This window comes from Hydrogenophaga sp., from assembly GCF_051860785.1.
Classification (GTDB): domain Bacteria; phylum Pseudomonadota; class Gammaproteobacteria; order Burkholderiales; family Burkholderiaceae_C; genus Hydrogenophaga.
In genome coordinates, this window is the sequence record NZ_JBIMLB010000032.1 from 1 (window position 1) to 12,138 (window position 12,138).

The following is a 12,138-nucleotide window of genomic DNA, read 5'->3' on the forward strand; positions in this document are numbered from 1 at the left end:
CTCGACCTCATGTTCCTAGGCTTCATCAGCTTCGTGCTCGTCGCTGATGGTCTGCGGTTGTGTTAACAGGCCCTAGAGACGGACGCTCCGAGCGGCGTCAGCCTATCGCTTCAACATGATGATCCAGATTCAGATTTTCTTCGGCGGGCTGGCGGCGCTGGTGGCCGGCGCCGACCTTCTGGTGCGCGGTTTGTCGCGACTGGTGCTCTCGTTCGGAATCTCGCAGCTGGTGGTGGTGGGCCTGACCATCGTCGCCCTGGACACCAGCGGGCCAAGACTCCCAGTGTCGTTCGGCACTGCGATGGAGGGGCGCACCGACATCGCCACCGGCAATGTGATCGGCAGCAACACCCTCGACAGCTGGGTCATGCTGAGTTTCATGCTGCCGCTCGCCGTAGTGACCTTGGTCCTGGAGATGCTGCAGCCGGCCCCGCCTGCGGTCACTTGTAGCCCATGAGCAGCGGCGCGCTGCTGCCCTGGCTGGCGCTGACACCCTTTGCGGGCGCCGCGCTGATCGCCGGCGTCGACAACCGCCAGCGGCGAACGGCCGCGTGGCTGGCGGGCGCCGTGACCTTGCTCGTGTTCATTGCGATGCTCGCGGCCGCGCCGGCCGTGTTCGGCGGCGAGGTGCTGCGCTGGTCCGTCGACTGGCTGCCGACGCTGGGCCTTAAGTTCGGCTTTCGCATGGACGGGCTGGCGTGGCTGTTCACGCTGTTGATCACCGGCATCGGTGCGCTGGTGGTGCTGTACGCCGCCTACTACCTCGCCGCGGAAGATCCCCCGGCCCGATTCTTTCTGTTCCTGATGTTGTTCATGGGCTCCATGCTGGGCGTGGTGCTGGCCGACAACCTGATCCTGCTGGTGGTGTTCTGGGAACTGACGAGCCTGTCGTCGTTCCTGCTGATCGGCTACTGGCAGCATCGCGCCGACGCCCGCGAAGGCGCGCGCATGGCGCTGACCGTGACCGGTGCAGGTGGGCTGTGCCTGCTGGCCGGCGTGCTGCTGATCGGGCACATCGTCGGCTCGACCGATCTCGACGTGGTACTGAAGTCCGGCGACCTGCTGCGCGCGCACCCGATGTACCTGCCAGCGCTGGTGCTGGTGCTGCTGGGCTGCTTCACGAAGAGCGCGCAGTTCCCGTTCCATTTCTGGCTGCCGCACGCGATGGCCGCACCGACGCCGGTGTCGGCCTACCTGCATTCGGCCACGATGGTAAAGGCCGGCGTGTTCCTGCTGGCTCGCCTGTACCCGGCACTGGGCGACAGCGAGCCGTGGTTCTGGATCGTTTCGCTGACGGGCCTGGCCACGCTGCTGCTGGGCGCCTACCTGGCACTGTTCCAGCACGACCTGAAGGGGCTGCTGGCCTATTCCACGATAAGCCACCTCGGCCTGATCACGTTGCTGTTCGGACTGGACGAGCCGCTGGCCGTTGTGGCGGGTGTGTTCCACATCCTCAACCACGCCACCTTCAAGGCCTCGCTGTTCATGGCTGCTGGCATCATCGACCACGAGACCGGCACCCGCGACATGCGCCGGCTCAACGGCCTGTGGAAGAGCATGCCGTGGACCGGCGCGCTGGCCATGGTCGCTGCGGGGGCGATGGCCGGCGTGCCGCTGCTCAACGGCTTCCTGAGCAAGGAGATGTTCTTCGCCGAAGCGGCGGCCAAACAGAGCACACCGCTCATGCAATGGCTGCTGCCGGCCGGCGCGACGCTGGCGGCGATGTTCAGCGTGGCCTACAGCCTGCGTTTCATCCATGACGTGTTCTTCAACGGCGATCCGGTGGGCTTGCCGAAGACGCCGCACGAGCCGCCGCGTTTCATGCGCGTGCCCGTCGAGGTATTGGTCGTGCTGTGCCTGGTGGTCGGCCTGATGCCCGCGCTGTCGATCGGCCCGCTGCTGGCCGTCGGCGCCAAGGCCACCCTGTTCGGCGGCTTCGAGGGCACGCTGCCGGCCTACACGCTGGCGATCTGGCATGGCCTGAATCTCGCGCTGGGCATGAGCGCGCTGGCGCTGGTGGGCGGTGTGGCGCTGTACTTCGTGCTGCAGCGGCGCGTCAACCTGCACACGCTGGAGCGAGCGCCCGCGACTCCGAAGACCGGCGGGCGCGATCTGTTTGCGCTGGCGCTGGACCGCGGCCGGGCGCTGGCACGGCGCGTCACCGGCGAGCTGCAGAACGACGCATTGCAGCGCTACCTGCTGGTGCTGGTCGTTTTTGCACTCATCGCGGGCGCGCTTCCCTTCGCGCTGGGCGGCACGCAGACGGCCGTGGACATGCCCGACGGCCCACCGGTGAGCTTCGGCTTCATCGTCGCCTGGGTCATCGGCCTGGCGACAACGTTGGCCACGGTGCGGTTCCACCGCCAGCGGCTGCTGGCGCTGTTGCTGCTGGGCGCGGTGGGGCTGGTGGTGAGCCTGGCCTTCGTGTATTTCTCGGCGCCCGATCTGGCGCTGACGCAGTTGCTGGTGGAGGTGGCGACCATCATTCTGATGATGCTGGCGCTGCACTGGCTGCCGGCCGAGTCGCCTGCGGCGCCGCGCGGCCAAGGGCTGCGGCGCGCTCGCGATGCGCTGGTCGCGCTGGCGGCCGGCGGCGGCGTCGCGGCGCTGGTGTGGGCGGTGCTGGCGCGGCCGTTCGAGCCGATCTCGCCGTACTTCCTGGCGACCACCCAGTCGCTGGGCGGCGGCGCCAACACGGTGAACGTGATCCTGGTCGACTACCGCGGCTACGACACGCTGGGCGAGATCACCGTGCTGGGCGTGGCGGGGCTGATCATCCAGGCGCTGCTGTCCGGTTGGCGCCCGACCCACCTCGCCGCCGTGCCGCCGCGGGCCCTGCGCGCGGAAGACCGCCACCCGCTGATGCTGGCGCTGATCGTGCGCCTGTTGCTGCCGCTGGCGGCCATGGTCTCCGCGTACCTGTTCCTGCGTGGGCACAACCTGCCGGGCGGCGGTTTCATCGCTGGTCTGGTGCTGGCGATCGCCCTGGTGATGCAGTTCGTCGCCAATGGCCAGGGTTTCGTGTCCGGGCGCATGAACACCGACTACCAGCCCTGGATCGGCGCCGGGCTGCTGGTGGCCGGGGCCACCGGCCTGGGCAGCTGGTTCTTCGGCGCGCCGTTCCTGACCAGCAGCTACGACTACCCGCTGTGGCCGCTGGTCGGTGCGGTGCCGCTCGCCAGCGCGGCCTTGTTCGACCTGGGGGTCTTTCTCACCGTGGTCGGCGCGACGATGACAGCATTGGTGGCGCTGGGAAACCTGAGCGCGGCCGGTGCTGCGGGGGTGAAGCCATGATGGCCGCGATGCTGGCCATCCTGGTGGGTACGCTCACCGCCGGCGGCGTCTACCTGATGCTGCGCGCGCGCACCTTCGACCTGATCCTGGGCCTGACCTTGCTCGGCTATGCGGTCAACCTGTTCATCTTCCTGATGGGGCGCATCAGGATCAATGCCGCGCCCATCGTCGATGGCCAGCGCGCCGCCACGCTGGCCACCTACGCCGACCCCTTGCCGCAGGCCCTGGTGCTGACCGCCATCGTGATCGGCTTTGCGTTGACGGCGGTGATGCTGGTGATCGCGCTGCGCACGCGGGCCCTGACCGATTCGGACCACGTCGATGGTGCCGAGCCGCAAGCGGACGAGCCGGCAGCACAAGGAGGGCGGCCATGAACCACTGGATCATCGCGCCGGTCGTCTTGCCGCTGATGTGCGGCGCCACTCTGGTGCTGATCGGCGGCCGTGCCCCGGCGCTGGCTGCACGCATCGGCGTCGTCGCCACCGCCGCCCTGCTGGCCGTAGCGATCGCCCTGCTGGTGCAGGCCGATCGCGGCGGTGTCCAGGCCTACCTGGTGGGCAACTGGGCGGCGCCCTTCGGCATCTCGCTGGTGCTGGACCGGCTGTCGGCGCTGATGCTGACGCTGACCGCCGGCGTCGCACTGGCAGCCCTGCTCTACGCCTGCGGCGGTGATGACCGGCGCGGTCCGCACTTCCACGCCCTGTTCCAGTTCCAGCTGATGGGCCTGAACGGCGCTTTCCTGACCGCCGACCTGTTCAACCTGTTCGTGTTCTTCGAAGTCCTGCTGATCTCGTCCTATGGCCTGTTGCTGCACGGGGCGGGCTTGGCGCGGCTGAGGGCGTCGCTGCACTATGTCGGCTTCAACCTCGCCGGCGCGGCGCTGTTCCTGATCGCCGTGAGCCTGCTGTACGGACTGACCGGCACGCTGAACATGGCCGACATGGCACAGCGCATGGCCCATCTGCCGGCGGATCGGGGGCTGCTGCTGCAGAGCGCTGCCTTGCTGCTGCTGGTGGTGTTCTTCGTCAAGGCCGCGCTGCTGCCGCTGTACTTCTGGCTGCCGGCGACCTACGGCGCGGCGTGTGCCCCGGCAGCGGCGCTGTTCGCCGTGATGACCAAGGTGGGCGTGTACAGCGTGTTGCGCGTCAGCACGCTGATCTTCGGCGAGGACGGTGGCCCGACGGCCGGGGTGGCCGGGCCGTGGCTGCCTGCGCTGGCGCTGGCGACCATCGCGCTGGCAGCGATCGGCGCGCTGGCGGCGCAGCAACTGCGCACGCAGATCGGCTACCTGGTCATCGGCTCGGCCGGCACGCTGCTGCTGGCGGTGGGCCTGGCGCAGCCCGACACCGTGGCGGCTGGGCTGTTCTACATGGTCAACAGCACGCTGGTGGCGGCGACCCTGTTTCTGCTGGTCGACCGCATCGCCTACGCGCGCGGACAGTCGGCCGACACCTTGCGCGCCGGGCCGTTCGACGGCTCCCGCCATCGCCTGGGCGTGACGTTCCTCGTCTGCGCCGTGGCTGCTGCCGGCATGCCGCCTCTGGCCGGTTTCATGGGCAAGGCGCTGCTGCTGCAGGCCGCTGGCCCGACCGTCTGGGGGGCCTGGACCATCGCCGTCGTGCTGGCCGGCAGCTTGTTGGTGATGGTGGCCCTGGCGCGCAGCGGCTCGGTGCTGTTCTGGAGCCCGGCGCCGGCGACGCCGGCGCCGGCATCATCCTCCATCGAAACCGGCGCGCTGCCGCCGCGCGCGGGCCACGGCCTGGCCCTGGTGCTGCTGCTCGCGGCCATGCTCGCCTGCAGTCTGGCCGCAGGGCCCTTGTCGCGCTACACGCAAGCCACGGCGGCACAGTTGTTCGAACGCCAGGCCTATCTGCGCGCCGTGCTCGGGGCGCAGCCGGTGCCCGCTGCGATCGACGTGCGGCGCGAGATGCGCGAGCGCGGGGGCAAGCCATGAAGCGACTGCTCCCCGCCCCGCTGCTCAGCGTCATGCTGTTCCTCGTCTGGCCGCTGCTGAACCAGTCGTGGTCGCTCGGCCAGCTGGCGCTCGGCGCCCTGCTGGCCCTGGTGATTCCCTGGTTCACCGAGGCCTTGCGTCCCAACAAGGGCTCACTGCGGCACCCGTTGAAGATCGTCCGGCTGGGCGGGGTCGTGTTGTGGGACATCGTCACCTCCAACATCGAAGTCGCCCGACGCATCCTGGGCCCCGAGGCGGCGATCCAGCCGGCCTTCGTCTGGCTGCCCTTGTCGATCACCGACCCGCACGGCATCGTGGCGCTGGCCGGCATCATCACGATGACCCCGGGCACGTTGTCGTCGGAGCTGACAGAAGACCAGCGTCACCTGTTGATCCATGTGCTCAACGTCGACGACGAAGCGGCGCTGATCGCCGGTATCAAGGCGCGTTACGAAGCGCCGCTGCAAGACATCTTCGAAGGGAGTGCCCGATGAACCTGCTCGCCACCGTCCTGCCCTGGGCCATGGCGGCCTTCGTCTTCGCAATGGCATTGAACGCCTGGCGGCTGCTGAAAGGGCCGTCGCTGGTCGACCGCATCCTGGCGCTCGACACGCTGTACATCAACACGATCGCGCTGCTTGTGCTGCTCGGCATTCAACGCGACACGCCGCTGTACTTTGAAGCCGCGCTGCTCATCGCAATGCTGGGCTTCGCCAGCACCGTCGTGCTGTCCAAGTACTTGTTGCGTGGCGATATCGTGGAGTGAAGCCGTGACCAACCTGCCTCTGTGGCTCGATGGGCTACTGGCCGCCCTGGTGGTGATCGGCGCAGCATTTGCGCTGATCGGCTCCTGGGGACTGGCCAAGTTGTCCGACTTTCTGAAGCGCCTGCACGGCCCCACCAAGGCGACGACGCTGGGCGTGGGCTGCGTGCTGATCGCCTCGTCGATGTGGTTCAGCGCGGCGCAGGGCACGGCCAGCCTGCATGAGTTGCTGATCGCCCTTTTCCTCTTCATGACCGCTCCGGTGTCAGCCCACCTGTTGATCAAGGCGGCGCTGAAGCTGGACCCCTCACTGCGGCCACCGGCGCCGCCCTCGGGGCCAGTTGATCCAAGGGTATGAGGCCCGGAACATGATCCGCTGACTGCGCTTCATCGCCGCTCCCGGGGTTGTTCCATGAAGGATCGACAACCATTCTGACGCGGGGGGCCGGCCGCCCCACCGGGAAGCGGGCCCCTGCGCTGACGGACCCGGTTCGCTCCGGGGTGTCCACACGTCGTCACGACTGTTACTTTGCACGCGAGCCCGCTGCCGAACCGGTTGCTTGCGAGAAATGCGGGCTCACTGGTTTCGCCGCCGCCCACCTGCCGACTACTGCAGAGGTCACCACGGGGTTGCCACCCAAGCGGCCGGCCTGTCCCAACCCGCTTGCGCGGTGCAAAACGGGCCAGTCCGGCGCTTCAACCATCCGACTTTTACGAATAAACATTCTAGATCTATCTGCTTTTTCTTTCTTCGACAGGCCCCTACATTCTCCATGTCGCCCCATCGGGTGACCGGAAAAGGAAACGCATGAACATCGATATCCACAGCCAGGGATTCCCGCTGACCAGCGCACTGGCCGATCACGCCAAGCGTCGGTTGCGCTTCGTGCTGACTCGGCACAGCGACCGAATCCAGCGCGTCGTGGTACGTGTCGGCGACGAGAACGGCCCACGAGGCGGCGTCGACAAGTTCTGCCGCATTCAGGTGCACTTGCTGGACGCACCGGTGGCGGTCATCGACGACATCGGAGCCGACCTCTACGCCGTCATCGATCGCGCGGCGGACCGCGTGGGTCGCGTGGTCGTCAAGCATCTCGACCGCTCACGCATCGATCGGCGGCCCGCTCGTGCCAACGCCCACCTCATCGCGCCCGAGGAACTTGCCCCGACACCCCACCCCGCACATCCAGAAGGAGAACGAGCATGACAACCGAGCGGACCTTGCCGATGGTGGTTGCCCAGACCGGCGCACCCAGCACGCTGAGCACCAACCGCGTCCTGCGCAACACCTACGGCCTGTTGTCGGCGACGCTGTTCTTCAGTGCCGCCATCGCGGCCACCAGTGCCGCGCTGAAGTTGCCGCATCCCGGCATCGTGCTCACCCTGCTCGGCTTCTTCGGCCTGCTGTACGCCACCACGAAACTGCGCAACAGCGCCTGGGGACTGGCGGCCGTCTTCGGGCTCACCGGCTTCATGGGATACACGCTGGGCCCCATCGTCAGCCAGTACCTGGCCATGCCCAACGGACACCAGGTGGTGATGATGGCCATGGGCGGCACGGCCACCATCTTCGTCGGCCTTTCCGCCTACGCTCTGACCACCCGCAAGGACTTCAGCTTCATGAGCGGGTTCCTGCTGGCCGGCATCCTCGTCGCCTTCTTGGCCGGGCTGGGCGCAATCTTCTTCCAGGTGCCTGCACTGTCGCTCACCGTCTCGGCGGCGTTCGTTTTGCTCATGGGTGGCCTGATCCTGTTCGAAACCAGCCGTATCGTCAACGGCGGCGAGACGAACTACATCATGGCCACGGTCGGCCTGTACGTGTCGATCTACAACCTGTTCAGCAGCCTGCTGGCGTTGATCGGCTTCGGCAACAACAACGATTGAGGTGCACACCATGAAATGCCCGAACTGCCCCGACTCCACCCTCGTGATGACCGACCGCCAAGGCGTCGAGATCGACTACTGCCCGCAGTGCCGGGGCGTGTGGCTCGATCGCGGCGAGCTCGACAAGCTGATCGAACGCGCCACGACAGCGGCGCCCGCAGCGGATCCGATCGGCGCCGGGCGATCGCGGCCCGACTTTGCCGATTCCGACCAACACCGTGGTCGAGACCCACGCAGCAACCGCAAGAAATCGTGGTTGAGCGAGATCTTCGACTGACCGCAGCAACGCCAATCCAAGGAACATTGGGCCATGCAACCCTACCCGACCAACAGCCCGCAGGCGGCTGCCCGCATCGTCGCGCTGGCCATGCTGGCCGACGGTGACATTTGCATGGCCGAAGTCGGCGTGCTCGATCGACTCGACGCGCACGCGCAACTCGGGCTTGGAACCGAGCAGTTCCATGTCGTCGTGCATGACTGCTGGAAGGAATTGCTTTCGGCGGCGCAGCTGACCTGGGCGGACGCGTGTCAGGTCGACCCTCGTTCGCTGGCCGAGCGGGTGGCCGAGATCACCGATCCCGGGCTGCGCCGCACGGTGCTGTGCCTTTGCGTCGCAGTGATCGAGGCAGACGGCCGCGTTGCAAAGGGCGAGTCGGTGGTTCTAGGGGCGGCGCTCGCGCTGTGGGGCATGCAGCCCGCGTCGCTGAGTTCAAGGCGCGGCGGCCCCGGGGGTCTCAGCTGCCCGAGGACGAGCACCTGGGATGATGAACATCAACCACCGGACTTGCTGATCGGCGCCTCACCGAGACAGATGGTCCGGCATTGTCCGAAAGGATGAACACCATGCCGGGAGTCCTTGTCCTATCCGACGGATCGCCCAGTTCGCAATACAGCGTGCGTCACGTCGCCAGCGAGTTCAGCGACTCCGCCCCCCCCCGACTCCGGAGGCACAACGCGACACGAACTCAGGCGACTTGCCCGCGAGGTCGGGCCGGGGCCCACGCAGCCCCCCAGGATTCCTCGCCACCGGATATCTATCCTCGACAGCATCTTCAGTTTCTTCTCTGCAACCCCAAGGAAATTTCAATGAAAGCCCAAACCTCGGTCCGCTCGCTCCGAAAGCCCGTCCTGTACACCGCCGGCTGGCTGCTCCTGGCCATCACCATCTGGCTATTCGGCTCGATCGCGAGCGCCCAGGCACAGACCCAAGCACTGGCCCAACAGGCGATGCCTGCGCTGTTCCTGGAAGACACCGGTCCCAAACCCCTGTTGCCCACGACCGAGACGTTCCGCGAGGCGGCCAAGGCCGCGGGCATCCAGGCCACGCTGAAAAAAATCGGCTCGTGACTGACTCCGTGCCAAGCACGCCCGGCCATAGGGCAGGGAGCCAACTCTGATCAACCAGAAGGGTCAACCATGAACAAGCATTCTTCCTCGACGCGCCGTTATCCCCGCAACAGCCCACAGGCCGCGGCCAACATCGTTGCCTTGGCACTCATCTCGAACGGCGAGGTCAAGCCTTCCGAGGTGGCCGTGCTCGAAGCGATGCGGGTCCACGAACAACTGGGCCTGACGCGCCTGGAATGGCACGACGTCGTCCACGAGTTGTGCATCGACCTGCTGTGGTCGGCCGCTCATGGCACAGACTGCCGGATCGACGGCCGGATGATCGAACAGATGCTCGCCGTTATCGACGACGTGGCACTGCAACGCCTGGTGCTGCGCCTGTGTACGGCGGTCGTCAATGCGGACGGCAGGGTCGACGACAGTGAGTCCATCGTCGTGCTGGCCGCCATCGACCATTGGGGTCTGCACCCCGATGAGCATGAATTGCTGGAACCCTTGCTGTACGGCCTCGACTTCCAGGTGACGGCCCGCAGCACCCGCCGGGTCTGACGGCCCATACAAGGGCAGTTCGCAAGGCCGTCAATTGAAACTTCGGGAGATGAATGATGAACCCCTGTAAACAAGCGCGCGAGGAGCACCTGACGAGCGACGCGTTCGCCTTGCCTGGTTACGCGGGCATGGGCGGGCGAAGCACCGTGGCCGACATGCTGAGACTGCTGGGTGATGAACCCAGCAACTCGAGAGCCGCGGAGTCAACTCCGGTCCTGATGCGTCAGCTGCACGCCGGCCACACGCTGTTTCACGAGGGTGCACGTGCGGAATCGATCTATGTCGTGTACACCGGCCACTTCAAGAGCCACCGCATCGCCGAAGACGGCGCCGAGCATGTGCTCGGGTTCGCTGGCCGTGCCGAACTGCTCGGCTTCGATGCCCTTTGCGTGGGTGCACATCCGACCTCTGCGGTCGCGCTCGAGGATGCGACCGTCTACGCGGTACCGGTTCGGGATCTGTCCGCGCTCGGTCAACGCATCAGAGGGTTCGATCGCGCCTTGCACTTCGCGCTCAGCCGCCAGTTGTCACGGCGCGACGAACAGATCGCGCTGATGGCTCCCATGGCTGCCGAGGTGCGCATGGCCCGCTTTCTCATGCAGCAGTCGCTGCACATGGCCGCCCGGGGGCAATCACCGCGCCTCTTCCACCTGCCCATGGGTCGGCGTGACATCGCCCGCTACCTGGGCATCGCGCATGAGACGGTCAGTCGCTCCTTCGGTTCAAGCTCGCTGCGGGAGTGCGTGCGTGTCGAAAACCGCGCCATCGCAATCCTCGACATGGACCGCCTCGCGGCCCTGGCGTGCAGCACCTGCCAGTTGGAAGGCGCACCCCATCGAACTCAGCGCCCGAGGCCCCAGGCGGTGGCACCCGACCTCACGGTCCGGGCCTCTGCTGCGGAAGGTCGACGGCTGCGATGCGTCGCGTGATAACGCCGGAATGCCGCGGCAGTTCGATCGGCGACGACCCAGAGGACCAGTCGATGGGCAGGCCGTTCGTCAGGGCCGCTTCGGGAATCCGATCGCGCGCGGCTGCAGTGCACTTGCGCTGCGCCTGCTGACAGAGCGCGGCTGCAGTCATCACGGACTCCGGGCTTAGGGCTACGCTGAATAAGGTCTGATGTGGCGAGGTGTTTGCATGTGCTGATGCAACCCAACAGGAAGGTGAACATGAAACAGCAAACCCTTGCGATGGCAGCCGATCAAAGCGATGAATTCGAGCACTACCGCAAGCCGACCAAGCGCGATGCGTTCCTGGCGACGATGGAGCAGATCGTGCCGTGGCAGGAGTTGTGCTCGGTCATCGAACCGCACTACCCCAAGGCCGGCAACGGGCGCCCACCGATCGGACTGGAACGCATGCTGCGGATGTACTTCGTGCAGCACTGGTTCAACCTGGCTGATGAGGCCTGCGAGGAGGCTCTGCTCGACAGCACGGCGCTGCGCCGCTTTGTAGGCATTGATCTGGGGCGTGAACGTGTGCCTGACGGGACCACGCTGCTGAAGTTTCGCCGCCTGCTGGAGAAGCACAAGCTGGGCGAGGCCTTGTTTGCCAAGGTGGGGGAGGTGCTGCAGGCCCGAGGCATGAAGGTGGGCACCGGCACCATCGTGGATGCCACCATCATCGGCGCGCCCAGCTCGACCAAGAACGCCGACAAACAGCGCGACCCGGAGATGCACCAGACCCGCAAAGGCCAGCAGTGGTACTTCGGCATGAAGATGCACATCGGCGTGGACAGCCGCACTGGGCTGGCGCACAGCGCTGTGGTCACGGCAGCCAACGTGCATGACAAACATCCATTGCCCGAGCTGTTGCACGGGAACGAGCAGCGTGTATACGGCGACAGCGCCTACGCCAGCCAGAGGGCGTTGATCGAATCGAAGGCGCCCCAGGCCAAGGACTTCACCAACCAGCGCGTGCGCAGGGATGGCGAGATCGACGAGGTCGAGCGCTCGAAGAATCACAACAAGTCCAAGGTCCGCGCCCGAGTCGAACACGTCTTTGCCGTGGTGAAGCGGCTCTGGGGCTTTGCCAAGGTGCGCTACCGAGGCCTTGCCAAGAACGCCACACGTTCGTTCGTGGTGCTGGGTCTGGCCAACATCTACCTGGCGCGGCAGCGCCTCGCGGCATGAGTGCGCCCGTTGCGCACTCCAAGTGCGCAAGCACGGCCGGTATGGCCGGGGAACGCGGTCAAACCGCGAGGCTTCCCCGCGTCAGCGACCCATTGGGCAGCGGATCGCTCAAATCGGCTACTTGTTCAGCGTAGCCTTAAGTGTTGGCGGGACGCGCTGACAGGACACTGGTCGAGCGCACCTAAGATCAGGTCGATGAGATCCACGCCGCGTTC

General features: G+C 66.5%; 15 protein-coding genes. All 15 read left to right on the plus strand.

Features of this window, described 5'->3' with window-relative positions:
- Window positions 1–115 precede the first annotated feature (115 nt).
- Window positions 116–457: a hypothetical protein gene (locus ACTIF6_RS25455; RefSeq protein ID WP_439590526.1), complete on the plus strand. Its 342-nt coding sequence runs from the start codon at window positions 116–118 to the stop codon at window positions 455–457.
- Window positions 454–3,294, plus strand: a complete 2,841-nt coding sequence (locus tag ACTIF6_RS25460) for a monovalent cation/H+ antiporter subunit A (protein WP_204735639.1) — start codon at window positions 454–456, stop codon at window positions 3,292–3,294. Before ACTIF6_RS25455 ends, ACTIF6_RS25460 begins: the two co-directional genes overlap by 4 nt.
- Window positions 3,294–3,668, plus strand: coding sequence for a Na+/H+ antiporter subunit C (locus tag ACTIF6_RS25465; RefSeq protein ID WP_204735650.1), 375 nt, complete (start codon window positions 3,294–3,296; stop codon window positions 3,666–3,668). The genes ACTIF6_RS25460 and ACTIF6_RS25465 overlap by 1 nt, the downstream gene beginning before the upstream one ends.
- A complete protein-coding gene (locus tag ACTIF6_RS25470) occupies window positions 3,665–5,248 on the plus strand; it encodes a monovalent cation/H+ antiporter subunit D (protein ID WP_439590527.1) in 1,584 nt (527 codons plus the stop codon). Before ACTIF6_RS25465 ends, ACTIF6_RS25470 begins: the two co-directional genes overlap by 4 nt.
- A complete protein-coding gene (locus ACTIF6_RS25475) occupies window positions 5,245–5,742 on the plus strand; it encodes a Na+/H+ antiporter subunit E (RefSeq protein WP_439590528.1) in 498 nt (165 codons plus the stop codon). The genes ACTIF6_RS25470 and ACTIF6_RS25475 overlap by 4 nt, the downstream gene beginning before the upstream one ends.
- A gap of 2 nt (window positions 5,743–5,744) precedes the next feature.
- On the plus strand, window positions 5,745–6,014 hold the full coding sequence (locus ACTIF6_RS25480) for a K+/H+ antiporter subunit F (RefSeq protein WP_289509296.1): 270 nt from the start codon (window positions 5,745–5,747) through the stop codon (window positions 6,012–6,014).
- Window positions 6,015–6,018: 4 nt separating this feature from the next.
- The gene (locus tag ACTIF6_RS25485) at window positions 6,019–6,369 is read left to right on the plus strand and encodes a Na+/H+ antiporter subunit G (RefSeq protein WP_439590529.1); all 351 of its coding nucleotides are present in this window, start codon (window positions 6,019–6,021) and stop codon (window positions 6,367–6,369) included.
- Window positions 6,370–6,819: 450 nt separating this feature from the next.
- Window positions 6,820–7,218, plus strand: a complete 399-nt coding sequence (locus tag ACTIF6_RS25490) for an HPF/RaiA family ribosome-associated protein (protein ID WP_439590530.1) — start codon at window positions 6,820–6,822, stop codon at window positions 7,216–7,218.
- Entirely contained in the window at window positions 7,215–7,895 is a 681-nt protein-coding gene (locus ACTIF6_RS25495; protein WP_439590531.1) for a Bax inhibitor-1/YccA family protein, read from the plus strand. Before ACTIF6_RS25490 ends, ACTIF6_RS25495 begins: the two co-directional genes overlap by 4 nt.
- 10 nt (window positions 7,896–7,905) lie before the next feature.
- Window positions 7,906–8,172, plus strand: coding sequence for a zf-TFIIB domain-containing protein (locus tag ACTIF6_RS25500; protein WP_322275992.1), 267 nt, complete (start codon window positions 7,906–7,908; stop codon window positions 8,170–8,172).
- Between the two features lie 33 nt (window positions 8,173–8,205).
- Complete coding sequence (locus ACTIF6_RS25505) at window positions 8,206–8,733, plus strand: TerB family tellurite resistance protein (RefSeq protein WP_439590532.1); 528 nt, start codon at window positions 8,206–8,208, stop codon at window positions 8,731–8,733.
- 248 nt (window positions 8,734–8,981) lie between these two features.
- Complete coding sequence (locus ACTIF6_RS25510; RefSeq protein ID WP_439590533.1) at window positions 8,982–9,242, plus strand: hypothetical protein; 261 nt, start codon at window positions 8,982–8,984, stop codon at window positions 9,240–9,242.
- 69 nt (window positions 9,243–9,311) lie between these two features.
- On the plus strand, window positions 9,312–9,791 hold the full coding sequence (locus ACTIF6_RS25515; protein WP_322275986.1) for a TerB family tellurite resistance protein: 480 nt from the start codon (window positions 9,312–9,314) through the stop codon (window positions 9,789–9,791).
- Between the two features lie 56 nt (window positions 9,792–9,847).
- Window positions 9,848–10,720 (plus strand): Crp/Fnr family transcriptional regulator, encoded by an 873-nt coding sequence (locus ACTIF6_RS25520; RefSeq protein ID WP_439590534.1) that lies wholly within the window; start codon window positions 9,848–9,850, stop codon window positions 10,718–10,720.
- Between the two features lie 240 nt (window positions 10,721–10,960).
- Complete coding sequence (locus tag ACTIF6_RS25525) at window positions 10,961–11,923, plus strand: IS5 family transposase (RefSeq protein ID WP_439590535.1); 963 nt, start codon at window positions 10,961–10,963, stop codon at window positions 11,921–11,923.
- Window positions 11,924–12,138 lie beyond the last annotated feature (215 nt).

Bases quoted from the DNA above. Each gene is read 5' to 3' on its own strand.
- ACTIF6_RS25515 (WP_322275986.1), top strand. From the start codon at position 9,312: ATGAACAAGCATTCTTCCTCGACGCGCCGTTATCCCCGCAACAGCCCA.
- ACTIF6_RS25495 (WP_439590531.1), top strand. From the start codon at position 7,215: ATGACAACCGAGCGGACCTTGCCGATGGTGGTTGCCCAGACCGGCGCA.
- ACTIF6_RS25510 (WP_439590533.1), top strand. From the start codon at position 8,982: ATGAAAGCCCAAACCTCGGTCCGCTCGCTCCGAAAGCCCGTCCTGTAC.
- ACTIF6_RS25475 (WP_439590528.1), top strand. From the start codon at position 5,245: ATGAAGCGACTGCTCCCCGCCCCGCTGCTCAGCGTCATGCTGTTCCTC.
- ACTIF6_RS25520 (WP_439590534.1), top strand. From the start codon at position 9,848: ATGAACCCCTGTAAACAAGCGCGCGAGGAGCACCTGACGAGCGACGCG.
- ACTIF6_RS25505 (WP_439590532.1), top strand. From the start codon at position 8,206: ATGCAACCCTACCCGACCAACAGCCCGCAGGCGGCTGCCCGCATCGTC.
- ACTIF6_RS25500 (WP_322275992.1), top strand. From the start codon at position 7,906: ATGAAATGCCCGAACTGCCCCGACTCCACCCTCGTGATGACCGACCGC.
- ACTIF6_RS25490 (WP_439590530.1), top strand. From the start codon at position 6,820: ATGAACATCGATATCCACAGCCAGGGATTCCCGCTGACCAGCGCACTG.
- ACTIF6_RS25460 (WP_204735639.1), top strand. From the start codon at position 454: ATGAGCAGCGGCGCGCTGCTGCCCTGGCTGGCGCTGACACCCTTTGCG.
- ACTIF6_RS25470 (WP_439590527.1), top strand. From the start codon at position 3,665: ATGAACCACTGGATCATCGCGCCGGTCGTCTTGCCGCTGATGTGCGGC.
- ACTIF6_RS25525 (WP_439590535.1), top strand. From the start codon at position 10,961: ATGAAACAGCAAACCCTTGCGATGGCAGCCGATCAAAGCGATGAATTC.
- ACTIF6_RS25465 (WP_204735650.1), top strand. From the start codon at position 3,294: ATGGCCGCGATGCTGGCCATCCTGGTGGGTACGCTCACCGCCGGCGGC.
- ACTIF6_RS25455 (WP_439590526.1), top strand. From the start codon at position 116: ATGATGATCCAGATTCAGATTTTCTTCGGCGGGCTGGCGGCGCTGGTG.